General features: G+C 72.5%; 21 protein-coding genes. 10 read left to right on the forward strand and 11 right to left on the reverse strand.

The genetic code is table 11. The features are described 5' to 3' along the window. Positions 1-65 precede the first annotated feature (65 nt). Positions 66-1076, reverse strand: coding sequence for a hypothetical protein (locus tag IW245_RS22945; RefSeq protein ID WP_197005233.1), 1011 nt, complete (start codon positions 1074-1076; stop codon positions 66-68). An 18-nt stretch (positions 1077-1094) separates the two neighbouring features. Beyond that, positions 1095-3632 (reverse strand): ATP-binding protein, encoded by a 2538-nt coding sequence (locus tag IW245_RS42335; RefSeq protein ID WP_197005234.1) that lies wholly within the window; start codon positions 3630-3632, stop codon positions 1095-1097. A gap of 62 nt (positions 3633-3694) precedes the next feature. Here IW245_RS42335 and IW245_RS22955 point away from each other — a divergent pair, with 62 nt between their 5' ends. Further along, positions 3695-4837 (forward strand): epoxide hydrolase family protein, encoded by a 1143-nt coding sequence (locus IW245_RS22955; protein WP_203787651.1) that lies wholly within the window; start codon positions 3695-3697, stop codon positions 4835-4837. A 148-nt stretch (positions 4838-4985) separates the two neighbouring features. Here the strand turns inward: IW245_RS22955 and IW245_RS22960 are convergent, their stop codons facing one another. Together IW245_RS22960 and IW245_RS22965 are read right to left on the reverse strand one after the other, a co-directional pair. After that, positions 4986-7544, reverse strand: a complete 2559-nt coding sequence (locus IW245_RS22960; protein WP_197005235.1) for an alpha-N-acetylglucosaminidase — start codon at positions 7542-7544, stop codon at positions 4986-4988. 67 nt (positions 7545-7611) lie between these two features. Then, a complete protein-coding gene (locus IW245_RS22965; protein ID WP_197005236.1) occupies positions 7612-8610 on the reverse strand; it encodes a hypothetical protein in 999 nt (332 codons plus the stop codon). Positions 8611-8910: 300 nt separating this feature from the next. Here IW245_RS22965 and IW245_RS22970 point away from each other — a divergent pair, with 300 nt between their 5' ends. After that, complete coding sequence (locus tag IW245_RS22970; protein ID WP_197005237.1) at positions 8911-10146, forward strand: ROK family transcriptional regulator; 1236 nt, start codon at positions 8911-8913, stop codon at positions 10144-10146. Positions 10147-10228: 82 nt separating this feature from the next. Here IW245_RS22970 and IW245_RS22975 read toward each other — a convergent pair whose 3' ends face one another. Further along, positions 10229-10840, reverse strand: a complete 612-nt coding sequence (locus IW245_RS22975; protein ID WP_197005238.1) for a LysE family translocator — start codon at positions 10838-10840, stop codon at positions 10229-10231. Positions 10841-10868: 28 nt separating this feature from the next. On the opposite strand from IW245_RS22975, the gene pdxR reads away from it, so the two are divergent. Further along, positions 10869-12341 (forward strand): MocR-like pyridoxine biosynthesis transcription factor PdxR, encoded by a 1473-nt coding sequence (gene pdxR / locus IW245_RS22980; protein ID WP_197005239.1) that lies wholly within the window; start codon positions 10869-10871, stop codon positions 12339-12341. Positions 12342-12500: 159 nt separating this feature from the next. Here pdxR and IW245_RS22985 read toward each other — a convergent pair whose 3' ends face one another. Further along, positions 12501-13172, reverse strand: coding sequence for a VOC family protein (locus tag IW245_RS22985; RefSeq protein ID WP_197005240.1), 672 nt, complete (start codon positions 13170-13172; stop codon positions 12501-12503). Between the two features lie 131 nt (positions 13173-13303). Here IW245_RS22985 and IW245_RS22990 point away from each other — a divergent pair, with 131 nt between their 5' ends. Beyond that, the gene (locus tag IW245_RS22990) at positions 13304-14905 is read left to right on the forward strand and encodes an alpha/beta hydrolase (protein WP_197005241.1); all 1602 of its coding nucleotides are present in this window, start codon (positions 13304-13306) and stop codon (positions 14903-14905) included. Positions 14906-15038: 133 nt separating this feature from the next. Here IW245_RS22990 and pyrH read toward each other — a convergent pair whose 3' ends face one another. Next, positions 15039-15740, reverse strand: a complete 702-nt coding sequence (gene pyrH, locus IW245_RS22995) for a UMP kinase (RefSeq protein ID WP_233473155.1) — start codon at positions 15738-15740, stop codon at positions 15039-15041. Positions 15741-15810: 70 nt separating this feature from the next. Next, on the reverse strand, positions 15811-16593 hold the full coding sequence (locus tag IW245_RS23000; RefSeq protein WP_231398901.1) for an alpha/beta hydrolase: 783 nt from the start codon (positions 16591-16593) through the stop codon (positions 15811-15813). A gap of 139 nt (positions 16594-16732) precedes the next feature. Here IW245_RS23000 and IW245_RS23005 point away from each other — a divergent pair, with 139 nt between their 5' ends. Genes IW245_RS23005 through IW245_RS23015 form a run of 3 tightly spaced genes read left to right on the forward strand, consistent with a single transcriptional unit; the run spans position 16733 to position 19009 of the window. Beyond that, a complete protein-coding gene (locus IW245_RS23005) occupies positions 16733-16903 on the forward strand; it encodes a hypothetical protein (protein WP_197005243.1) in 171 nt (56 codons plus the stop codon). A 47-nt stretch (positions 16904-16950) separates the two neighbouring features. After that, positions 16951-18246, forward strand: coding sequence for an NfeD family protein (locus tag IW245_RS23010; RefSeq protein WP_197005244.1), 1296 nt, complete (start codon positions 16951-16953; stop codon positions 18244-18246). Then, positions 18239-19009 carry a slipin family protein gene (locus IW245_RS23015; RefSeq protein ID WP_197005245.1) on the forward strand — a complete coding sequence of 257 codons (771 nt, stop codon included), beginning with the start codon at positions 18239-18241 and terminating at the stop codon, positions 19007-19009. The genes IW245_RS23010 and IW245_RS23015 overlap by 8 nt, the downstream gene beginning before the upstream one ends. A 116-nt stretch (positions 19010-19125) precedes the next feature. Here IW245_RS23015 and IW245_RS23020 read toward each other — a convergent pair whose 3' ends face one another. After that, positions 19126-19935 (reverse strand): universal stress protein, encoded by an 810-nt coding sequence (locus IW245_RS23020; protein ID WP_197005246.1) that lies wholly within the window; start codon positions 19933-19935, stop codon positions 19126-19128. A gap of 72 nt (positions 19936-20007) precedes the next feature. Between IW245_RS23020 and IW245_RS23025 the strand changes: the two genes are divergently transcribed. Both IW245_RS23025 and IW245_RS23030 read left to right on the forward strand, forming a co-directional pair. Then, complete coding sequence (locus IW245_RS23025; protein WP_197008952.1) at positions 20008-20214, forward strand: DUF6343 family protein; 207 nt, start codon at positions 20008-20010, stop codon at positions 20212-20214. 48 nt (positions 20215-20262) lie between these two features. Beyond that, positions 20263-20496, forward strand: coding sequence for a hypothetical protein (locus tag IW245_RS23030; protein ID WP_197005247.1), 234 nt, complete (start codon positions 20263-20265; stop codon positions 20494-20496). Positions 20497-20545: 49 nt separating this feature from the next. Here the strand turns inward: IW245_RS23030 and IW245_RS23035 are convergent, their stop codons facing one another. Together IW245_RS23035 and IW245_RS23040 are read right to left on the reverse strand one after the other, a co-directional pair. Further along, the gene (locus IW245_RS23035; RefSeq protein ID WP_197005248.1) at positions 20546-22009 is read right to left on the reverse strand and encodes a hypothetical protein; all 1464 of its coding nucleotides are present in this window, start codon (positions 22007-22009) and stop codon (positions 20546-20548) included. A gap of 67 nt (positions 22010-22076) precedes the next feature. Further along, positions 22077-22397 carry an STAS domain-containing protein gene (locus IW245_RS23040; protein WP_197005249.1) on the reverse strand — a complete coding sequence of 107 codons (321 nt, stop codon included), beginning with the start codon at positions 22395-22397 and terminating at the stop codon, positions 22077-22079. A gap of 73 nt (positions 22398-22470) precedes the next feature. Between IW245_RS23040 and IW245_RS23045 the strand changes: the two genes are divergently transcribed. After that, positions 22471-22737: a hypothetical protein gene (locus IW245_RS23045; RefSeq protein WP_197005250.1), complete on the forward strand. Its 267-nt coding sequence runs from the start codon at positions 22471-22473 to the stop codon at positions 22735-22737. The last annotated feature ends 10 nt before the right edge of the window (positions 22738-22747 follow it).

Below are 22747 nucleotides of genomic sequence, written 5' to 3' on the forward strand. Positions count from 1 at the left end.
CATGACGCCGATGCCCAGGTGCGACAGCACGCCGAGGGCAAGGGCGAGGTGGTTGCAACCAATTCCTACGTTGCGCCAGGGTGCAGGTCTGATGCGTCTCTGCGGACGATGAACGGCTCCGGATCAGCGCGGTCAGGTGGATGCGGAATGCCGGCGGGCAGTCCTGGCGCTAGGGCTTCGAACACCCTTTCCGCCTCCGGCCAGCCGTAGTCTTCATAGCGCTCCGTGGCAACCAGCCAGCACACGCCATTGTCCAACTGCTGGACGTCGACGAACGCTCCTTGCTCGCGCAATTGTTGCGTTCCGCCGAAGCGATCGGCGAGCTCCGGGGCGAAGGCTGTCACCCAGGAGTAGCCACGAAGCCAGGTGCGGCTGCGCTCGATATCGTGTCGCGCCAACTCGCTCAGGCTCGGACCTGCCCACGATGGGTAGCTCGCGGTCGGCGGCCTGTAGGGGTAGAGCTGTTCGAATGCCGTCGCTTGCGGCCCGGCCGACGCGGACACCTCCGCGTACGTCACCGGCCACCGGCCGCAGAACGCCCGAAGTTGCTCCCGAACGGCGCGTTGCATCTGCGGGGAGCCGACGATGTGGTCGCCGGGGATCATGAGTGTGAGCGTCAGCCATCGGCGATACGGATCACTGAACGTCGCCGTGATGGACGGCGCTGAACGCGGGACCTGGGCTCCGTCCGGGCCGTACTGCACGAATTCCATCGCGGCCGTCGATGGCAGCTCGCCCAGCCGTTCCAGGAAGACTTCCCAACTTTCAGCGGTGCACACCGCTTCGGTCCAGGCACTCATATCTTTGGTGAACGGCTGCATGATCGACACGTAAGCAACGGCCGCGCCGGGCACGACTTCGACGTGGGCCGGCCCGTCGCGGCCTGTCAGGCTGTGAAACTCCCCGAGCGCCGACGGAAGAGGCTGACAGGCTTGGACGTCTTGCCACCATGCGCCAGTGAGATTTTCGGCGCAGGTGATAAACCAGTCCCGCAAGCATGCGCCGACGGCATCTCGATCAAAACTGCCATCGACCGTCACCGACGCGTAGCGGTACGGCAACCGGACTGTAGTCATATGAGGTGCTCCCGTGAATCAGTTCATCCGGTTGGTGTCGAGTAGCTTGCGGGCCGCCTCCGTGCGGGTCGCGGCCCCCAACTTGGCCAGGATCCGCGACACGTGCACGCCTGCGGTGTTCCCGCTGATGTACAGCTCAGCGGCGATCTGCCGGTTGCTCTTCCCCTCCGCGACGAGCGTCAGCACCTCCAGCTCCCGGGCGGTGAGGCCCAGCGTCGACTGCCGGGGCGCCTCGCGCCGCGAATCGGCCGGTTGCGGCTGGCATTGCGACAGTTCGTGGGGCTGGCCCAGTTCGCGCCAGATCCGCGCGGCCGTCTGCAGGTCGCCGGTGGCCATCGCCCGGTAGGCCTCGTCCACCGGGCCGGTCACCGGCACGTCCGGCAACTCGGTCGGGGTCGCGGCGGCAAGCAGTGGCCATGCCTCATGCGGGTGGGCGGCGAGATCTTCGGTGGCCAGGGTCGCGGCGTAGATCTCGGCCGCCCTGGCGGGGGTGAGGCGGATCTGCAGGGTGCGGAGCCTGATCCGGTACTTGCTGACCCAGGACTCATCACCCAGCAGTTCCTCCGCGCCCCCGGCCGTGGTCAGCGCCGCGGACCGGTCGCCCTGGGCCAGCTGGATCTCGGCGCGGCTGATCAGCAGGGCCGCGTGGCTGAGCCGGGGCAGGTCGGGCTCGCCGAGGGCCTCGTCGATCAGCTCCAGGGCTTCGGGCCAGCGGCCCAGCGCGGTCAGGGCCTGTACCCACTTGACGACCAGGATCGGCGCGTGTCGGGCGTACTCGAATGATTCGTGGGCTGTTCTGAGGCCGAGCTGGATGACCTCGATCGCGGCGGCGTGCTCCCCGAAGGCGTGCCGGGCGGAGGCCTCCCACAGGGCGACCGTGATCGTCGTCCGCGGGTCGGCGGCGGTGCGCGCGGCGGCGAAGTGTCGATAGGCCGCCGCCGGGTCCGCCGCCTTCGCTAGGCCCAGGTAGGAGTGGGCCCGGGCCGCCAGCCGGGTATCGCCGAGCCGTCCGGCGATCTCGAGGGCGGCCTCCGCATCCTGGGTAGCCCGCGCCGGGTCGCCGGCGAAGACGCTGCCGGCGGCGAGTTCGGCGAGGATCTCACCGCGCAGCAGGCCCTCTTCGGCGAGGACTTCGCCGCCGAGGAGGGCTTGGGCATCGCCTCGGAGCAGGGCCTGGTCGCTCAGGGCCAGGGCCTGGAGCAGATCCTCTCGGCCACCGGCGTTGCCGAGATTCTTCAGCCGAGCCTGACGGAGATACCGCCGAGCGTCCGGTGCGATCGCCAGGGCCTCGGCCGACCAGCCCAGGCCCGTGGACACCGCGCTCGTGGCCAGGCTGGCCTCCACCGCGTGGTCGAGCACGGTGAGCCGGTCGACGCCCGCGACCGCCGGGGCATCGTCGACCTTCGGCCACAGTTCCAGGACCCGGTGCAGCAGGTGCAGGCGTTCCGCCTCGGCACCGGTCCGCCGCGCCCGAGCGGCCGCCTGCCAAGCCGCGGCCAGGGCTCGGGGATGGTCGCCGGCGGCGTACGCGTGCGCGGCCAGCTCGGCGACGTGCTCCGGCATGGTCAGCAGCGCGGTCGCGAACTCCGCGTGCCGGCGGGTCTTCTCGACCGGTAGCAGCAGGTCATAGACGGCCTGGCGGATCAGCGCGTGCCGGAACGCGTAGCCAGTGTCGGTCGGCAGCAGGGCGTGCTTGTCGACCAGGTACCGCAGCGCATGGTGCAGGTCCCGCTCGGGCAGGCCGGCGACGGCGGCCAGCACCTCGTGCTCCACGACGGTGCCCGCGACCGCCGCGACCGTCAGGACGTGTCCCGCGTCGCCGGTCAGCTCGGGCAGCTGAGCCCGCAGCAGTTCCAGCAGCTCGGCGGGCGTGTCCTCGGGCGAGCCGCTGAGCGCCTCGACGAACAGCGGGTTGCCCCGGCTGCGTTCGAAAACCCGGGCGACGAGAGTCGGCTCCGGCTCGCGGCCGAGCAGGGCCGCCAGGTGCCGGCCCGCCTCGTGCCGGCTCAGCGGGGCCAGGGCGACCCGGTGCACGGCGGGCAGTCGGGCCAGCTCGGCGACCAGGTGCCGCAGCGCGCCGGCCGGCGCCCGATGGGTGCCGACGAGGAAGACGCCGCTGTGCCCCAGGTTCGCGACCAGGAAGGTGAGCAGCTCCAGGCTGGAGGCGTCGGCCCAGTGCAGATCCTCCAGTACGAGCACCAGCGGCCGGGCCTCGGCGGCGCGTTCCAGCACGGTGAGGACCTCACCGAACAGGCGGAACCGGTCGACCGGCAGGGCCAGGTCGGGCAGCCATGCGGCGAGCGACGTGGACGAGCCGGGCGTCAGGCCCCGCATCACGCCCACGAACGGGGCGAACGGCAACCCGTCGTTGCCGAACTCCAGGCAGCGGCCCGTCAACACCAGCGGCTGCGCGCCCAGCCGGGTGGTGAACTCGTGCACCAGCCGGGACTTGCCGATCCCGGCCTCGCCGGACAGCAGCACCATGCTGACGCTCTCGTCCCGGAACGCCGCCAGCAGCGCTGCGAGTTCCGGGCCCCGCCCGACGAAGGTAGTCACCCGGCAAAGATAACGAGATCTCGTGATTCGGCGACCCCCTCTTTACCAGCAGCATTATGGGCATGACGAACAACGACATCGCGCCTTTCCAGATCAGCGTCCCCCAGTCCGACCTCGACGACCTGCGCACCAGGCTCCAGCGGACCCGGTGGACCGACGAACTGCCGGGCGCGGGCTGGGAGCGCGGCGTGCCGGTGAGCTACCTGCGCGAGCTGGCCACCCACTGGGCCGAGAAGTTCGACTGGCGGGCCCAGGAGTCGCTGCTCAACGAGTATCCGCAGTTCACCACGGAGATCGACGGGCAGCGGGTGCACTTCCTGCACGTCCGTTCGGAGCGCGCCGACGCCACGCCGCTGCTCCTGATCCACGGCTGGCCGGGGTCGGTGGTCGACTTTCTCGACACGATCGCGCCGCTGACCGCCCCCGAGGCCGGCGAGCCGGCGTTCCACCTGGTCATCCCGTCGGTACCCGGCTTCGGTTTCTCCGGCCCGACCACCGAGACCGGCTGGACCGACACCCGGATCGCCTCCGCGTTCGCGGAGCTGATGGCCCGCCTAGGCTACGACCGCTACGGCGTGCAGGGCGGCGACATCGGCGCGTTCATCGGCCCCGCGATGGGCCGGATCGACACCGCGCACGTGATCGGGATCCACGCGAACGCTCTCGTCACCTTCCCGACCGGCGACCCCGCCGACATGGCGGCCCTGACCGACGCCGAGCAGGCACGGCTGGCCGCGATGAAGAACTTCCAGGACGACATGTCGGCGTACATGCAGCTGCAGGGCACCCGGCCGCAGACCATCGCCCACGCGCTCGCCGACTCGCCCACCGGGCAGCTCGCCTGGATCGTCGAGAAGTACCAGGAGTGGACCGACTCCGCCAAGGACCTGCCCGAGGACGCCGTGGACCTCGACCGGCTGCTGACCACCGTCAGCATCTACTGGTTCACAGACACCGCGCGCAGCGTCGCCAACTCCTACTACGAGCGCTTCCACGACGCGGCCATGTGGGCCCCGAAGCCGCCGGCGACCGTGCCGACCGGGGTCGCGGTGTTCGCCACCGCGGACTACGCCATCCGTCGGTTCGCGGAGAAGGCGCACAACATCACGCACTGGTCGGAGTTCTACCGGGGCGGGCACTTCCCGGCGCTGGAGGCGCCCGATCTGCTGGTCGGCGACATTCGCGAGTTCTTCCAGTCCCTGTAGGTCCGCCGCTGCCGCCGCGCCCCGTCACCGGGGCGGCGGCACGGGCGCGTCGGGTCACGCCGCTGGGCGAGTCGCGGAAACCGCACGCTGGCGACCGGCAGGAATGCCGAATGCGGCGGCCGGTTTCGTCCCGGCCGCCGCACCTTCGTCAGGCCGGCAGCGTCCACCGCTGGTTCGCGCCAGCGTGACACGTCCACAACAGCAGCCGCGTCCCGTTGGCCGTCCCGCCGCCCTCCGCGTCCAGGCACAGCCCCGACTTGGTGTTCTTCAGCGTCCGGTCAGCCTGCCACGTCCATCCCTGGGCGGGGGTGCCGTTGCAGTCGTAGATCTGGACGACGGTCCCGGCCGTGACGGCCCCGTTACGGGCGTCCATGCACTTGCCGAGTACGCGCAGGGTGCCGTCGCCGGGGACCGTCCACGTCTGCGCCGCGGTGCTGTTGCAGGTGTAGAGCTGCAGCGCCGTGCCGCTGGCCGAGTTGCCGTTCGTGACGTCGACGCACTTGCCGGACGTCCCGGTGATCGGGCCGGCGGGCGCGACCGGCGGCAGGGCGTCGCGGACGCGGACCGCCAGGGCGTACGGGTCCCCGGTCGGGGTCGTCGGGTAGGCGTCGCGCTGCCGGTTCCAGGTGTCCTCGACCGCGAACCAGTCGATGGACGCCGGGGTGCCACCGGACACGAGCGCCGCGTCGAGGGTGTCGAGGTAGCGGTTCCATCGCATGGCGTAGAAGTCGGCCACCAGGCCGGACAGGTCGCGGTTGGCGTAGTCGTGCAGCTGTCCACCTTCGCTGCCGTTGCGGTCGCCCCAGGTGGTGATGACGGTCCGGGCGTCGTACTCGGTCGCGGCGGAACCGGTCGCCCCGGTCAGCCAGGTGCCGAGCAGGAACCGCTTGTCCGAGCCGAGGAGCTGGTCAAGCAGCGTGAGGTCACCGGACCATTCGGTGCGCAGCTGGCGGAAGCGGGTCAGGTCGCGCGCGTCGTAGGCGGCCTTGATCTGCGGCAGCAGGGTCCGGCTGCGGTTGTCGAGGGCCTGGCGGGCGACGTCGACCACGTCGAAGTGATAGGCGTCGGTCGACTGGAGCGCCGGGGCGACCGCGAGGAGCTCAGCGAGAGCCCGCTGGACGGTCGAGGCGTCATAGCGCATCGAGCCGGGGCTCCAGGTGGCCGCCGAGGCGACAGTCAGACTCGGCCTGGCCGTGAACAAGCCGTCCTGCGACTCGCTCCAGCTGCCCGCCGGGGTGCTGTACGGGCCCTGGCGCAGCAGGTTCCACGCGGCGGTGGCGTGCGCATCGGTGCCGCCGTAGCGGCGGGCGGCGTACCCGTTGAACCAGGCCGGCTGGTCGACGGGGCCCGTGCGCCAGGCCAGCTCCATGAACAGTTCGAACGCCGCCGGGTTGGATCCCGTGCCCTCAGGCAGGTAGGCGATGCCCTTCAACGCGCTGCCCGACTTGGTGCGCCACTGCTCGAACTGGGTGGCCCACACGCCGGTGTTCGCGCCGATCGTGGTGTGTCCGCCGAAGTTGTAGATCGTGCCCATCGCATACGGCACGCCCTTCCAGGAGGACTCGCGGTTGAGCCCGGTGTACCGGTCGGACAGGCCGTCGACGATGAACAGCCGGTTGTGGTCGACGTTGTCGATGATGTCCGTCGACGGGTTGGACTGCCAGCCGAGCAGGACCCAGGTCGCGCCCGGTCGGGCGGTGTCCAGCGCGGTGAACACGCCGCGCGCGGCGTCGCCGACGGGCACGTTGCCGGCTTGGCCGCCCTCGTGCAGCAGGTCCATCTTGTACATCGTGGAGTCGCCCAGCAGGGCCCGCTGGTGTGCGTAGTAGCTGGCGGCGACCTGCGCGTAGACGGTGCTGCGCGGGTCGAGCCATGACGGTCGGGTGAAGCCCTGCCAGCCGCCCTGGGCGACGACGTTCACGCCGCCGTTACGGGAGGAGAAGTCGGTGGGCACGGTGCCGAAGTAACCCGGCAGTACCGGGGTCATGCCCAGCTCGTGGAGCCGGTCAATGATCTTCTTGCCCAGGGCCGCGCGGGCGGTGAGCTGCGCCTCGGTCACCGGGCCACCGAAGCCGGACATGTTCTGCATCAGCCACCAGGGCTGGTGCGCCGCGCCGGGGATCCAGGACTGCAACTCGGTCTTGGTGTAACCGAACTCCTGGAGGGTCGCGTAGTAGACCGCGTCGGCGCCCATCTGCACGAACACCTCGTTCGCACCGTGCAACGCCAGCAGGTCGATCTGCCGCTCGAAGGCCGGCCAGTCCCGGTACGCACCGGAGTACCCGTCATCGGTGTCGTTGAGAGCGAAACGGTGCGGCACCACGGCGTCCTGCCGCAGGGTGCCCGGGGCCGGCAGGGTGGCCGGCAGCCGGGAGGTGCTCTCGCCGGGCCAGTTGAGGTCCACGTTGGCCACATATTTCAGGTACCAGTTGACGCCGGTCAGCAGGACCGCCGGGCTGGTGCCCTGCACCCGCACCGCGCCGGCCGAGCCGGAGACGGCGAAGAAGTCGCCGCTGGCCGGCCGGGCCACCGCGTCGAAGGAGAACTGGGAGGCGTGCTGCGGCAGGAGCCGCCCGAGGGTGGCGGTGGCCGGCGCCGGGTCGAACGCGTCGGCGGCGCCGGCCGCGGAGGGGGTCACCAGCAAGGCGACGACGGTGGACAGTGCCAGAGCCACGCAGGTCACGGCCCGGGTTCGGAGGGGTCTCATCGGCTCAACAGCCTCTCTCGCTTTAGTAATGCATCGTTCTTTAATATGCGCACGGCATAGGTGAGTGTCAACCCCCGACCCGGGAACTGGCCCGCCGCGACGCGAGGGCAGCCCTCGCCTGAAGCCCGTAGTGGTCGGCGGTGTCGCGCAGCCAGTCACGTTCCGTGGTGGCGCTGACGGCGGCCGCGAGCCAGTCCACGAGCCGCTGGTCGTGGCACCGCGTCGCCCGTTGGGCGGCGTGTTCGGCCGCGAGAGCCGGGTCATGGTCGCCGGCACGATGGAGGGCGAGCGCGCGCAGCCGCAGCGCTTCGGCCTCCCCGAGGACATCCGGGGACGCTGGGAGGGTGTCGAGAAGGCGCACCGCCTCGTCGGGGCGGTCACCGGCGAGGGCGTCACAGACCCCGATCAGCGCGTTCAGCTGGCGGATCACCGGATCGCCGCCGTCCTTGACGGGTACGACGTCGACCGCGACCGGGCAGCCCAGCACCGCGAGGCGGTGCACCGCGTAGCGCAGGTGGGCCAGATCGCGGGGCCCGGTCAGGTCGTCGAATCTGCGGGCGTAGGCGATGAGATTGCGCAGGTCGCGCACCGCACCGTCGGCGTCCCCGCACTGGTCGGGCGCGACAGCCGAACGCACCCGGCTGGCCAGACACGCGTTCGCCTCCTCCGGCAGGCCCGCCGCCAGCCCGACCCGCGAGGCGTGGTGCGCGGCGCTCATCGCTTTGGCGTGCATGCCGAGCGCGGAGTAGGTCCCCGACAACGTCCGCCACGCGCCAGCCCGCGCGGCGGTGAACTCTCCGACCCCGCGCAGCGCCCGCTCGACCTGGAGGAGGCGTCCGAGGGCCTGGCCGAGTGAACCCTCCCGCCGTCGCGACCCCGGGCCCACCTGGGGGACGACCTCGTGCAGGAGGAGGGCCAGCCGGTCCGACCGGCCGAGGAACACCGCCGTGGCGATCTCGTCGAGGAGGCGCTGGATCGTCGGCGACCCGGGCGGGGTGTGGGGCACGGGTTCGCCGCCCGCGAGGTACCCGGCGGACGGTTCCAGGGTGGTGACGTTCTCTGACATGACGGTTCGACCTTTCGGGTACGAGCCCGAGGGGTGTGGGCCCGACTCCACCGGAGCAGAGGGATCGCACTCCATCGCGCGGGAGAATCGCCGGCGCGGCCGACCGGCCCCGGACAGGGAGGACTGGCCGTGCGACGTGGCCTCATCGCGGCCACCGACCGGGGACGCGGCGAGCTCATCGCCGCTCAAGCCGGATCGTCCGGTACACGTCATCCGGCCCGTTGAATTACTAACGCAATATACGTTACTATGCGCGTGAGACAGTGCACTGTCAATGCTCGAATTCGACAAAGGAGCACAGTGACCACCTCAGCGCCGGCCGCCACTGGGCCGCACGTGCTCCGGCAGATCAACGTCACCGCCGTGCTGACGGCACTGCGCCAGACCTCCTCCGCCACCGCCCGGGTCGCCGACCTGATGACCACCACCGGCCTGTCCCGCCCCGCCGTCACCAGGGCCCTGGCCGACCTGCGCGAGGCCGACCTGGTCGAGCTGATCGCCGACGACGCCGCCCGCGTCGGCCGCCCGGCCCAACGCGCCCGGTTCCGCGCCGAGCTCGGCCACGTCGCCGGCGTCGACGTCGGCCCGCACAAGATCCTGATCAAGATCGCCGACCTGGCAGGCGACATTCTCACCACCCACCGCGTCACCACCCCACCGAACGCGACCGGCCCCGACGTGTTCACCCTCGTCAGCCAGGCCCTCGACCAGGCCGTCAAAGCCGCAGGCCTCACCCACGCCGACCTGTGGGCCGTGTGCGTCGGCACCCCCGGCATCGTCGACCGCGAACACGGCGAAGTCCTCCTCGCCCCCAGCATCCCCGGCTGGGCCGGCCTGCCCGTCGTCCCCGAACTCCGCGACCGCCTGCACTGCCCCGTCCTCATCGACAACGACGTCAACCTCGCCGTCCTCGCCGAACGCTGGCAGGGCACCGCCATCGGCGTCGACTCCCTCGTCTTCGTCCAATGGGGCGAACGCATCGGCACCGGCCTCATCATCGACGGCGCACCCTACCGGGGCGCACACGCCGCCGCCGGCGAACTCGGCTTCCTCGACCTCGGCCTGCCCCCCAACGACCCCACCGGCCGACCCGCCGCCGACGAGGGCACCGGCCCCTTCGAACGCCTCGTCGGAGCCGCCGCCATCCACGAACTCGCCGTCGCCATGACCGCCGGCGACCGCGACCGGGACCTGCACGCCCAGCTCACCCGCCCCGGCGAACGCGACATCACGCCCCTGTTCACGGCGGCCGCCGCCGGCAGCCCCACCGCCATCGCCGTCATCGACCGCGTCGCCGCCCGCTTCGCCCAGGGCCTCAGCGCCCTCATCCTGCTGCTCGACCCCGAACAGGTCGTCATCGGCGGCGGCCTGTCCCGCGCCGGCGACACCCTCCTCGAACCCATCCGCCGACAGCTGCGCGGCCGCACGCTGTCGGCCACCAGCCTGCACGCCTCCACCCTCGGCGACGACGCCGTCGCACTCGGCGCGGTCCGCCACGCACTTGACGCCACGGCCGACCGCCTTGCGGCGTCGTAGAACCGGATCAGTGGCCTGAAGCGGCCGGCGGCCTGGCGCGCTGACCGCCAGCGTGGTCCCGGCCGGAAGGCCCGTCTCCGGCCTAGCGGTCGGCGACCGCCAGGGTCAGACCGAGGACCGCGAACGAACCGGCGAAGGCGCGGCGGATCCACCGCAGTACCCGGGGGCGGGACGTCACGTGGTGGCGCACGGCGGCGGCGAAGACGCCGTACAGCGCGAAGACCACGAACGTGGCCAGCATGAACACCGCGCTGAGTTCCAGCATCCGCTCGACGGAGTGCGGCTCCCCCGCCGGGACGAACTGGGGCAGGAACGCGAGGAAGAAAATCGTCAGCTTCGGGTTGAGGACGTTGAGCAGCACCCCGGAGACGATCACGCTCACCGCCGAGCGCGGACCCGGCTCGGTCCGGACCAGCAGATCCGACCTGTCCCGCAAGGTCGACCAGGCCATGTAGAGCAGGTAGACCACGCCGAGGTACTTGACGGCCTGGAACGCCACCGCGCTCGCGTGCAGCACGGCGGCGAGCCCCGTGACCGTCGCGACCATGTGCGGCACGATGCCCAGGGTGCAGCCCAGCGCAGCGACCACGCTGGCCCTGCCGCCCCGCGACAGGCCGGCCGAGAGGGTGTAGAGGACCCCGGTGCCCGGGGTGGCGACCACGATCAGGGTGGTCAGGAGGAATGCGATGCTCACCCCTCCACCCTGCGCGCATAATGGCCTGATGAGCAGGGCCAAAGGCGACGGGATCGACAGGGCCATAACTGCCGGGTCCGACTTCCTCCAGCTCGACATCTCCGCCGCGCCGGCCGGCCGCCGGGCCGACTGGCTCGCCAGCCAGCTCCGGCGCGCGATCGCCGACGGGCACGTGCCGGTGGGCGCCCGGCTGCCGGCCACCCGGGCGCTCGCCGCCGACCTGGGCGTGTCGCGCGGCGTCGTCACCGAGGCGTACCAGCGGCTTGTCGAGGACGGGCACGTCGCGGGACACGGCCGGGGCGGCACCGTCGTCGTCGCCGCCCCTGTCCCCGCTCCGACGCCCGCGACGCCCGAGCCACGGGCGACGGAACCGTTCACCACCACGCCGGGCCTGGACGTCTTCGACGTGCTGCGGGCGGCACCGGCCAGAATCGACATGTCCCCAGGGGTACCGGACCTCGCCGCGTTCCCCCGCGCGGCCTGGCTGCGGGCCGAGCGCGCCGTCCTGCACCACCTCGCCCCCGCCGACTTCGGCTACGGCGACCCGGCCGGCACCCCCGCCCTGCGCCGGGCGGTCGCCGAATGGCTCGCCCGCAACCGGGGCATCGGCGTCGACCCCCGCGACGTCGTCATCGTCGCCGGCGTGTCCCAGGCACTCGGCCTGCTGGCCCAGGCGTTCGGCCAGCACGGGATCGGCCGGGTCGCCGTCGAGGACCCCGGCTCGCTCGGCGTCCGGCAGCACCTGCGCAACTGGGGGCTGGACACGCCGCCCGTAGCCGTCGACGGCGAGGGGATCCGGGTCGACGAACTGCGCGCGACAGGCGCGCCGGCCGTGATGCTCACCCCCGCGCACCAGTTCCCCACCGGGGTGGTCCTCGGCGGGGAACGGCGGCGGCAACTCCTCCGGTGGGCCGAGGCCGGAGGCCTGGTCATCGAGGACGACTACGACGCCGAACACCGCTACGACCGGCCCCCGATGCCGGCCCTGCGCTCCGTACTCGCCGAACACGTCTGCTATGCCGGCAGCGTGTCCAAGCTGCTCGCCCCGGCGCTGCGGATCGGCTGGCTCCTCGTCCCGGCCCGCTACCGCGCGGCCGTCGTCGCCGCCAAACGCAACGCCGACCTCGGCAACGCCGCCCTGCCCCAGCTCGTCCTCGCCGAGATGATGACCTCCGGCGACCTGGAACGCCAGCTCCGGTTCCTCCGCCGCCGGCACGTCCGCCGCCGCGACGCGATGATCACCGCGATCGGCACCCACCTGCCGGGGGCCGTCGTGCACGGGGCCGCAGCGGGCCTGCACCTCACGGTCACCCTGCCGGCCGGGGTGTCCGACGTCGACCTCGCCGCCCGGGCACTCACGCTCGGCGTGAAGGTGCAGCCACTGTCCTGGCACAGCCAGCGGCCGGGCCCGGCCGGACTCGTCCTCGGATACGCGGCGAGCCCGCCGTCGGACATCGCGGACGGGATCGCCGCCGTGGGGCGGGCGCTGCGCTCCCGGTAGCCCGGTTGTGGAGCGCGGTGGACACAGGCGTGGCGACACCACCACCGACGTGTTCGCGCACGTCGCCGCCCGGTCGGTCGCGGCCCAGCCAGAGTGGCCCCACCCTTCGCTGGCCGGTCAGTCGCGGCCTGCCACAGTGGCCCACCCTTCGCCGGTCGGTCAGTCGCGGCCCTGCCAGGTGGTCACGCACGCCTCATTGCCCTCGGGATCGGACAGCACCCAGAACGCCGGCGCCTCCGCGTCGGACACCAGATGCCCGCCAGCGGCGAGCGCCGCACCGACCCGCCGGCCGGCCTCGTCGTGCGGCACGCTGACGTCGAAGTGGATCCGGTTGCGCTGCGGGCGCGGCTCGGTCATCTGCTGGAACCAGACCATGGGCCCCTCGCCGAGCGGATCGACGACGGCGTTGTCGCCGGGGGTGCCCTCCGCGTAGCCGAGCACGGCGCTCCAGAACGGCCGGACGGCCTCGATGTCCATGGCGTCGATCGCGATCTCCAACGCCTGGACCGGGCGCACGTCGCCGCCGAGCCCGGCGTCGGTGCGCCAGCCGTCCGCTACGAGCGCCCCGGTGACCGCCTCGGCCAACGCGACCTCCCTGGCCCCGACCCGCCACTCCCCCGGCGCGCGCAGCGCCAGGATCGCGCGATCGGGGCGCAGGTCGACCCGCAGGACCTCGTCGGCGGCGGCACCGCACGCCGCGGCGACCCTGGCCGCGACCGTCGCGCCCTCCGCGAACGACGCGACCCGCACGCAGGCCCGCAACTCCCCCAGGACGAGCCGCCAGCCAAGGCCGGTGACCGCGTCGGACGTTTCCTGCCGCGTGAGACTCATCCCGCGATGCTCCCACCTCCCACCGACAAAATTCCCTAGGACGGCCCGTTCGGGCGTCCTGCGCGTGATACCCCGGGCGTAGCTCCGTGGGCGGACGCCCGGGCGCGGCGGGCGGCCTACGCTCCCCGGCCATGGACCCCCGACCGTGGATCATCCGCCGGCTCCGACTCGACTTCGCGGGACTCACGGTCGCCGCCGCGTGCGCCGTGCTGTCGCTGACCCCGTCCCTGCTCCCCAGAACCTGGCTGTTCCAGGGCATCGTGACCGGCGTGGTGGCCGCGATCGGCTACGCCTTCGGGGTACTCGCGAGCTGGCTGGTCCGGCAGACCGCATCGCCGAAGCCCGGGGCCACCCTGAAACGGCACGCGTGGTGGGAGCTGTGCACCGGTGGCGCACTGGTGCTGGGGGCCGCGGTGGTGGGGCACGCGCGGATCCGGTACCCGGTGGCGGGTGGGTCGGAGGATCCGTGGGCGCGGGTGGCGCTCGTACCCGTCGGGATCGTGGTCTTTCTGGGGTTGATCCATTGTGGTCGGTCGGTGGTGTGGCTGACCGGGGTCGTGGAGCGGCTGCTGCGCCGGGTGCTGCCGGCGGGGGTGGCCGCGGCGCTGGCCGTGCTGACCGTGGTGCCGAGCACGGTGCTGGTGCTGCGCGACGGCGTGGCCGGGACGGCGCTGTCGGTGGCCGACGCGAGTTTCCGCAGCCTGGACCGGGCGGTCACGGGGAGCCCACCCGACCCGGGCTCGCTGATCGGCTGGGACACGCTCGGCGGCAAGGGCCGCGAGTTCGTCGCGAACACGCCCACGGCAGCGCGGATCGAGCAGGTCACGGGCAGAACAGCGATCAAACCCATCCGGGTGTACGCGGGGCTCGACTCCGCCCCCACGGCCCGCGACCGGGCCGCCCTGGCGGTGCGCGAGCTGGACCGCACCGGGGCGTTCGGGCGCGCCGTGCTGTGCGTCGCCACCACCACGGGCACGGGCTGGATCGACGAGCGGGCGGCCGGGGCGCTGGAGTACCTGCACGGCGGGGACACCGCCGAGGTCGCCATCCAGTACTCCTACCTGCCCAGCTGGCTGTCGTTCCTCGTCGACGGCCGCCGCGCCCAGGAGGCCGGCCGGGAACTGTTCGCCGCCGTGCGCGCCCGCTGGGCCCAACTGCCGCCGGAGCACCGCCCCAAGCTCGTCGTGTTCGGCGAGAGCCTCGGCTCCTACGGCGGCGAGTCGGCGTTCCTCGGCCCCGACGATGTGCGCCGGCACACCGACGGGGTGCTGTGGGTCGGCCCGCCGCACGCCAACGCGCTCGCCGGGCAGTACCGGGCCGGTCGGGACCCGGGCAGTACCGCCGCCGCGCCGGTGGTCGACGGCGGACGGGAGGTCCGGTTCGCCGACGGGCCCGACGACCTGCGCGGCGACTTGTCCGGCTGGGCGTTCCCCCGGGTGCTGTACCTGCAGCACGCCACCGATCCCGTCGTGTGGTGGGACCCGGCGCTGCTGACCGAGGAACCGGACTGGCTCGCCGAGCACCCCGGACGCGGGGTCCCCGACGGACTGCGCTGGTATCCGGTGGTCACGTTCTGGCAGCTCACGGTCGATCTGCTCCAGGCGCAGAGCGTGCCGGACGGGTACGGGCACCGGTACGGGCCCTCGATGGTGCACGCCTGGGCCGCGATCGCGCCACCGGCCGGCTGGACCCCGGCGGACGTCGACCGCCTGGCCGCCACCCCCATCTCCTGACCCGGCCCGCCCCGTGTCCCCGGCCGGACCGTCCACCGTGTCCAGACCGGCCGGCGCTCCCACGTCGTGATGGCGGCCCGCCGTCAGGGCGTGACCCGCGGCCGGCAGCCAACCCCGGCCGGGGCGGACGAACTCACCGTCCTGAGTGGATCCTGGTTCCGACGTCCTCGCCCAGGCACACCGCGCGCATCGCCCCCGTGGCTGCCACGTCGAACACGTGCATCAGCAGGTCCTGCTCGCCGGCCAGCACGAACGCCCCCGGATCCATCACCCGGATGTCCTTCGCGATCGCCTCGGCGTACGTCAGCTCGGTGAAGCGTCGGGCGTCCGGGGTGGTGTTCGGGTCGGCGTCGTAGACCCCGTCCACGCCGCGCTTGGCGACCAGCAGGGCGTCCGCGCCCAGCTCCAGGGCACGCTGCACGGACGGGTAGTCGGTGGTGACGTACGGCTGGCCGATGCCGCCGGCCAGTAGAACCAGGGAACCATGCTCCAGGTGTCGGATCGCGCGCAGCCGGATGAACGGCTCGGCCATGCTGGTCATCGGCATCGCGGTCATCACCCGCACATCCAGCTCGCTGACGCCGGTGAGCGCGCCGCGCAGCATCAGGGCGTTCATGACGGTGCCGAGCATGCCGATGTTGTCGGCCTCGGCGCGGTCGATGCCCCAGCCCTCGGCCATCCGCCCCCGGAAGTAGTTGCCGCCGCCGATCACGACGGCCACCTGCACGCCCAGCTCGCAGACCGAGAGGATCTCCCGGGCGACGTGCGCGAGGCTCGCCGGGTCCACGCCGGCGGTCCCGTCACCCGCCAGGGCCTCGCCACTGATCTTGAGCACGACCCTGGAATACCGCGACCCGGCCACTGTTCCCCCTTCGGTGGCCGCGCCTCCGGCGACCCGGCCGACTTTAGCCGGCCGGATCCGGCTCCGGGAGCGCGCCGGTGGTCGAGATCGACGCGAGGGCGTGCAGGCTGGCGGTGCCGGGGACGAAGTACCCGTCGTGGCCGGCCACGCCGTCGACCGGCAGCGCCCGGGCCCCGAAGTACCGGTCCGTCGGGTCGGTGTCGTGGCCGAAGCCGAGGATCGTCGCGTTCGGGATCCGGCTGATCCAGTCATCACCGCTGCGCCCGGCCCACACCCTGGCCCGGGTGCCCAGGTCCCCGGCGGTGTGCGCGCCCGTCCCGGGGCTGCCGACGAACACCAGGTCGGTGACGGTGGCCGGCAGCGCCGCGGCGGCGTGCCCGACGACCACGGAGCCGTACGAGTGTCCGACCAGCGTGATCGTGGCGTGCGGGTTCGCGAGGGCCAGCTCGGCGACGTACCCCTCGAGTTCGTGTGCGCCTACGTCGGCGCGCTCGCCCCGGGCGACGGCGAGGCTGGCGCCCTTCGGGGGCAGGTACCCGAGCCAGGCGATCACGGCGACCCGGGGGTCGTGCGCCTCGGCCGCCAGCCACCGGGCCCACTGGGCGGGCGCGCGGCGGGTCACCTTGCCGAGGCCGGTCTGGAAGTTGCCGGGCGTGACGCCGGCCCCGGGCACCAGGACAGTGATCCGGTCGGCGGTCCGCGCGTCCCCGACGACCTCCGTGACCCGGGTCAGGCCCGGGGACGGGTCAGCGACGGCCTGGGCTGCCGGCAGGACGGCGACCATGCCGAGGAACAGGACGGCGGAGAGCGCGAGGCGTCGGATCATGGCCCAGAGGCTGCCCGTCCACAGCGGAGGAACCATCACCCCACGGAGCGGTCTTCCGGGTAGCTCCCCGGCGGGACGGGCGGGACAAATTATGCGAATCCACCCCGAGTCAGCGCTACGCTAAAGGGAGGAGGCCACCATGAACGACAAGACTTCCCGGCAGTCCTACGACAGCACGGTCGACACCGAGCCCTTCCCCGGCGGCGCGCCGACCACGGAACACAAGCGGCGCTCGGAGCACTCGACCGAACCGGCCGAGGGCCCCGACGAGCCGGAGTACACGGGCGAGGAACCCTCGCGCCAGAGGTGAACGGTGAGAGGCCCCGCGGCGCGGAGCCTCCGGTCCGGGAGGGTGGGATGCCCCGCCGTCGATGGCTCGTCCCGCTTGTCGTGCTCGTCCTCTGCTGGGTGGGTTGGGCGTACCCGGCGGCGGCCGACACCGGGGCCGTGCTGCGCACCCGGATCACCGGCCCGATCACCCCGGTCGTCGCCGACCACCTCGCCGACGGGGTACGCGAGGCCGAACACGGCGGCTACCGGGCATATCTCGTGGAGTTGGACACCCCGGGCGGCCTCGACACCTCGATGCGGTCGATCATCCAGAGCTTCCTCGCCGCCCAGGTGCCCGTCATCGTGTACGTGTCCCCCGCCGGCGCCCGGGCCGCCTCCGCCGGCGCGCTGATCACCTTCTCCGCCCACATCGCCGCTATGGCCCCCGGCACGACGATCGGCGCGTCCACCCCCGTCGACCTGCAGGGCGGGAAGATCTCCGACAAGGTGATCAACGACGCCGCGGCCTTCGCCCGGACGGTCGCCACCCAGCGCGGCCGCAACGTCGAGTTCGCCGAACAGACCGTCCGCGAGGGCAGAGCCGTCACCGCCGACGAGGCGCTGAAGCTGGGCGCCGTGGACCTGGTCGCCGGCGACCGGGGAGAGCTCCTGTCCACGCTGGACGGCCGGTCGGTGGTGCTGGCCGACGGGCGGACGGTGGTGTTGCGCACCCGCGGCGTACCCGTCGTGGATCGTGGTCTGGGCGCACTGCGCTCCGTCCTGCAACTGCTCGCCGACCCGAACCTGGCGTTCCTGTTCCTGTCCCTGGGCACCCTCGCCCTGCTCTACGAACTGGCCAGTCCCGGGCACCTCGTCAGCGGCATCGTGGGCGTGATCATGCTGGTCCTGGGGTTCGTGGCCCTGAGCGTGCTGCCGATCAACACCGGCGGCGTCATCCTCGTCCTCGTCGGGCTCGCCCTGCTCGTCGCGGAGCTCTACGCCCCCGGCACCGCCGTGTTCGCGCTGACCGGAGCCGGATGCCTCCTGGCCGGCGGGCTGCTGCTGTTCCAGGGGCCGTTCCGGCTCAGCCTCGCCGTCCTGCTGCCCACGGTGCTCGTGGTCGCCGCCGGGGCCGTCGTCGCCGGCCGGCTGACCTGGGCCGCCCGGCACCGGCCGGTGCTCACCGGGCCGTCGCTGCTCGTCGGCCGGGAGGTCACGGTCCGCAGAACCGACGACGGCCGTGGCCGGGTCATGCTGGAGGGCGCGTGGTGGAACGCGCGCCGCCGCGACGGGGAACTGCGCGTGGGGCAACGGGTGCGCGTAGTCGCCATGGAGAACCTCGACCTCGTGGTCGAGCCGGCCGAGGAGGCCCCTGATGAGTAGCGGAGTATTCGGGCTCGTGCTCGCGATGATCGTCCTGTTCGCACTGTTCTCCGCCTCCGTGCGGGTGTGCCGCGAGTACGAGCGGGGCGTCATCTTCCGCCTCGGCCGGGTGATCGCAGCCAAGGGGCCGGGGCTGTTCTTCCTGATCCCGATCGTGGACCGCATGGTCCGCGTGACGCTGCGGACGATCACCAAGGAGATCCCGCCCCAGGACGTCATCACCCGCGACAACGTGACCGTGAACGTCAACGCCGTCACGTACTTCAACGTGGTCGACCCGGTCCGCTCCGTCGTCGCGATCGAGGACCACCTCGCCGCGACCTCGCAGATCGCGCAGACAACGCTGCGCAGCGTGCTCGGCCAGGTCGACCTCGACGACCTGCTGTCCAAGCGTGACGAGATCAACCAGCGCCTCCAACAGGTGATCGACGAGGTCACCCAACCGTGGGGCGTCAAGGTCAGCCTCGTCGAGGTCAAACAGGTCGAGCTGCCCGAGACGATGCGCCGCGCCATCGCCCGGCAGGCCGAGGCCGAACGCGAACGCCGCGCCAAGGTGATCCACGCCCAGGGCGAGAAACAGGCCGCCGAGGCGCTCGCCGACGCCGCCGCGATCCTCGAGACCCACCCGGCCGCGATCCAGTTGCGGGTACTGGCCACGATGGCGGAGGTCGCGACGGAACGGAACTCGACCCTGATCTTCCCGCTGCCGATCGAGTTGATGCGCCTGGTCGACGCCCTGACCCACCGGGAGTCGACCCCCTGACCGCACGGCCACCGGCGGTCAGGGGGCGTGCGGTCAGGGTTCAGGCCTGCGTGACCAGGCCTGCATGACCGGGGCTGAGGCGTGCGTGGGCCGGGGCTCAGGCCTGCGTCCAGGGCTCATACGTGCGTGGCCGGGTGCGCGATCAGGACCGGGCAGTGCGCGTGGTGGGCCAGCGCATAGCTCACCGAGCCCAGCAGCAGGCTCGCCAGCCCGCCCCGCCCCCGGGAGCCGAGCACGATCAGCCGCGCGTCCTCCGACGCCTCGACCAGGGCCTTCGTCACGTCCCGGTCGCGGCTGACAACCCCCTCCACCGCGACGCCGGGATACCGGTCCCGCCACCCCGTCAGCAGCATGTCCGGCTCGTCCTCCCCGACGTGCACGGCCCGCAGCGGCGCGCCGTGCAGCGCCGCCTCGGCGAAGGCCAGGGCGACGGCCAGTTCCGTCTCGGGCTTCGCGTCCACGCACACCACGACGGGCCCGTCCGGCCGATTCTCGCCCCGCACGACGGCGACCGGGCAGTGCGCGTGCGTCGCGACCTGGGTGGCGACGGAGCCGGCGAGGAGTTCGAGGAAGCCGCCGTGGCCACGGGCGCCGACGACGACCAGGTCGGCCGTGCGGGAGCGCTCGACGAGGACGGCCGCCGGCCCGCCCGGCACCACCTCGGGCACCGTCTCCAGGTCCGGCCGGCCGCGCCGGGCCTCGTCGGCGAGCTCCGCCAGGAACTCCGGCACCGGTTCGGCCCCCGGGTCCGGCGGATCATGAGGGAACGGGGCCAGCAGGGGTGGCGACAGCAACAGGGCCGGCGTGGTGACGCAGAGCAGGTGCAGGGGGACCCGGCGGGCGAGCGCCTCGTCGGCGGCGAACGCCACCGCGCCCCGGCTGCCGGTCGAGCCGTCGATCCCGACGACCACCCCACGCTCGGTCATGCCTCAGGCTACCCATCGGGAGTACCCGGAAAGCTGTGTTTTCCCCCGAAGTGCCATGGGTAGAGGGTGGGCATGTCCGGTACGTTCCAGCATCCGCGCAGCGCGCTGCGGCTCCGGGCCGTGCTCGCCGGCTTCGGGCTGCTGTTCTGCGCCGTGATCGGGACCCTGGCCTGGCGGGCGGGGCTGGCGTGGCTGGCAGTGCCGCTGTTCGTCCTCGCCGGGGTGGCCGCCGTCGACCTCGTCGTAATACGCCACCACCACACCCACCCCAGGTGGTAGGGGTCTTCCCCGATGGCGGCCGGGGCCGGCCGGTGTCACCATCGACGCATGGGGAAACTTCTGTTGTGGGTGACCGTCGGGATCGTCGGACTCGCGCTCGCCGGCTGGCTGGCGCTCAAGCTCATCGGGGCACTGCTCGGCGTCCTCGGCTACCTCCTGGTCGGCGCGGCCATCGTCGGCGGCGCGTACTACCTGTACACCCGGGCCCGCAGGGCCCTGACCTCCGGCCGGACCGCGAACCGGATCGAGGCGGCGATCCGGACCCGCCAGGCCGGCAAGTAGCCAACCGGCCCGGACCCCGCACGGTCCGGGCCGTCCCGACCGCCGCCAGTTACCGGATCACGAGCCGGACCAGCGCGCCGTCCGCGCCGACCATGACGCCGAGCGCCTGGACCGGCGCCAGGTCGGCCCGCTCCTCGTCGGTCATCGTGGTGCTCGCCGCGAACACCTTGCGCATGTCCGCGTAGCCGACCACCGAGGTCGTCGCGGGCCGGCCGGCCATCGCCGCGCGGTACAGCTCGTTGTCGGCGAGCGCGCCCTGCGGGTGGTAGTCCCCGTAGGTGATGGTCGTCTTCTGGCCGGTGCCGTCGACGTCGACCAGGGCCTTGAACAGGCCGAGTGACGCGCGCAGCTTGCCGGCGGTCGCCTCGTCGGGCCCGTCGGCCGTGACCTGCACGGCGGGGTGCACCAGGTCGGTGACCGCGACGCTGAGGGTCGCGCCGAACAGGCCCTTGATCCCGCCGAGCACCGTGTCGAGGGTCTTCTTGTCGAGGAGGCCCCGAAGCGCGCCGAGCTGCTGGTCGACCTGCGCGTCGAACGCGTCGTCCATGCTCTTCTTGATCGTGGGGCTGTCGTTGAGCGGCTGGACCACCGCGGCGACGGCGGCGTTGCCCGGCAGGGTCTCCAGCTGCTTGACCAGGTCGTTCTTGGGGACCAGTGTGGACGGTACGCTCTGGGCGACCCGCAGTTCGAGGCCGTCGGGGACGGCCTGCACGCCGAGCGCCACCTGGCCGACGGACTGGCCGTCGAGGGTCGCGGGGAAGCCCTCCTTCAACGACTTCCCGGCCGCCAGCACCCCGGGGCCGTCCGCCCAGCCGATCGCGACCTGGTTGGCCGGCAACTTCTTGACCACGGACGTGTACGCGTCCGTCGCCGCCAGCTTCTTCGTCACCCGTACGGCGTCGAGCGCCGCCGAGGGGGCCTTCGCGTCGCCCACGGGCACGGCGACGACGGCGTACCCGTCGGACAGCTCGAAGGTCAGCTTCGCCTTCGCCAGCGCCGCCTTCGCGCCGGAGTCGTCGGTGCTCGCGAGGGCGTAGAGCGTGACATAGCCGCTGTCGGTCTTCCACAGCGCGATGCCGAGCCGGTCGCCCAGCCAGGGCTTCGCCGCGTCGTAGGTCAGGCCGGGGATATTCGCCTCGTCGATCAGGTCCCGCTTGACGTCGGCGGTGGTGCCCTTGCGGCCGGGGAACTTGCGCACCAGATCGAGCAACTGCTTCTGCTGGCTCAGCGCCGGGTCCAGGTCGATCCGGGCGAACGCCGCGACCGTGCCGGGCAGCACCTGCTCCGGCTCCACCCCGGTCGGCGCGGTCCACAGCCGCACCGCCGCGAACGCCCCGCCTCCGAGCAGCACGGCCGCCGCGACCCCGATACCGATGAACAGGGCCGCGCGGCTCCGCCGGGGCTGAACCGGCGGCGGCGGGGCGGCGGACTGGTCGAAATCGGGCTGTTCGTACCCGATGACCGGGTCGCCGTGGGCCGACCACGGGTCGGGCTGGTCCTGAGGGTGGGTCACGTCGTGCCTTCCTGAGTGCGAGTGGCGACCGATGCTAGCCCCACGGCCGCACTTCCCGCAGTCCCGCTCAGGCGTCCGGGCCGAGCAGCGCCCCGTCCACGCCGGTGACCGTCAGGACCTGTCTGACGATGCCCATGGCGTTCGTGACCTGGTAACCGACCCCGGCCTCGCGGGCCGCGTTGCGCCCGGCGATCAGCACCCCGATCCCGGTGGAATCGAGAAACGTCACCCCCGCCAGGTCGACGGTCACCCGGGTGACCCCGGCCGTGCGGATCTCCTCCAGCACGGTGTGCAGCAGCCGGTCGTGCCCCGCCAGGTCGACCTCGCCCACGACCAGCAGGGTGCGGGCGGCACCGTCGGGGCGGGAACTCACCGTCAAAGGGGTCATACCCCAACTCTGTCACGGTCGGGCCGCCAGCACACCGGGGCGGGGTGTCGTACCCGGTTACTAGGCTCAGGCCGTGGACACCGATCCGACTGAGGACCCCCGCGCGGCGACGATCCGCGCGACGGCGTACGACCTGGCCCGGCACCTGCTCAATCCCCAGCTCCGCAAGGCGGTGCGCGCGGCCGCCCGGGGAAAACGGGTCCGGCTCGTGGTAGCCGGGGCCGGCGAGGCGATCGGAGACGTGATCGGGCGGATCCGGCCCGGCACCGGCCAGCACATCCTCGCCATCGAGGACCCGGCGGAGCCGCTGGGTTACCGGCTTGTGCGGGTGGGCGGCTGACGCCCCGGAA

Origin of the sequence: Longispora fulva (genome assembly GCF_015751905.1) — a bacterium.
GTDB classification, from domain to species: domain Bacteria; phylum Actinomycetota; class Actinomycetes; order Mycobacteriales; family Micromonosporaceae; genus Longispora; species Longispora fulva.

What these genes read in the sequence shown, in the direction of transcription:
- IW245_RS22955 (WP_203787651.1), top strand. Translation starts at nt 3,695, where the DNA reads ATGACGAACAACGACATCGCGCCTTTCCAGATCAGCGTCCCCCAGTCC.
- IW245_RS22985 (WP_197005240.1), bottom strand. Translation starts at nt 13,172, where the DNA reads ATGAGTCTCACGCGGCAGGAAACGTCCGACGCGGTCACCGGCCTTGGC.
- IW245_RS23030 (WP_197005247.1), top strand. Translation starts at nt 20,263, where the DNA reads ATGGGGAAACTTCTGTTGTGGGTGACCGTCGGGATCGTCGGACTCGCG.
- IW245_RS23000 (WP_231398901.1), bottom strand. Translation starts at nt 16,593, where the DNA reads ATGATCCGACGCCTCGCGCTCTCCGCCGTCCTGTTCCTCGGCATGGTC.
- IW245_RS23015 (WP_197005245.1), top strand. Translation starts at nt 18,239, where the DNA reads ATGAGTAGCGGAGTATTCGGGCTCGTGCTCGCGATGATCGTCCTGTTC.
- IW245_RS22990 (WP_197005241.1), top strand. Translation starts at nt 13,304, where the DNA reads ATGGACCCCCGACCGTGGATCATCCGCCGGCTCCGACTCGACTTCGCG.
- IW245_RS23025 (WP_197008952.1), top strand. Translation starts at nt 20,008, where the DNA reads ATGTCCGGTACGTTCCAGCATCCGCGCAGCGCGCTGCGGCTCCGGGCC.
- IW245_RS23005 (WP_197005243.1), top strand. Translation starts at nt 16,733, where the DNA reads ATGAACGACAAGACTTCCCGGCAGTCCTACGACAGCACGGTCGACACC.
- IW245_RS22965 (WP_197005236.1), bottom strand. Translation starts at nt 8,610, where the DNA reads ATGTCAGAGAACGTCACCACCCTGGAACCGTCCGCCGGGTACCTCGCG.
- IW245_RS22945 (WP_197005233.1), bottom strand. Translation starts at nt 1,076, where the DNA reads ATGACTACAGTCCGGTTGCCGTACCGCTACGCGTCGGTGACGGTCGAT.
- IW245_RS23040 (WP_197005249.1), bottom strand. Translation starts at nt 22,397, where the DNA reads ATGACCCCTTTGACGGTGAGTTCCCGCCCCGACGGTGCCGCCCGCACC.
- pdxR (WP_197005239.1), top strand. Translation starts at nt 10,869, where the DNA reads ATGAGCAGGGCCAAAGGCGACGGGATCGACAGGGCCATAACTGCCGGG.
- IW245_RS22960 (WP_197005235.1), bottom strand. Translation starts at nt 7,544, where the DNA reads ATGAGACCCCTCCGAACCCGGGCCGTGACCTGCGTGGCTCTGGCACTG.
- IW245_RS23020 (WP_197005246.1), bottom strand. Translation starts at nt 19,935, where the DNA reads ATGACCGAGCGTGGGGTGGTCGTCGGGATCGACGGCTCGACCGGCAGC.
- IW245_RS23010 (WP_197005244.1), top strand. Translation starts at nt 16,951, where the DNA reads ATGCCCCGCCGTCGATGGCTCGTCCCGCTTGTCGTGCTCGTCCTCTGC.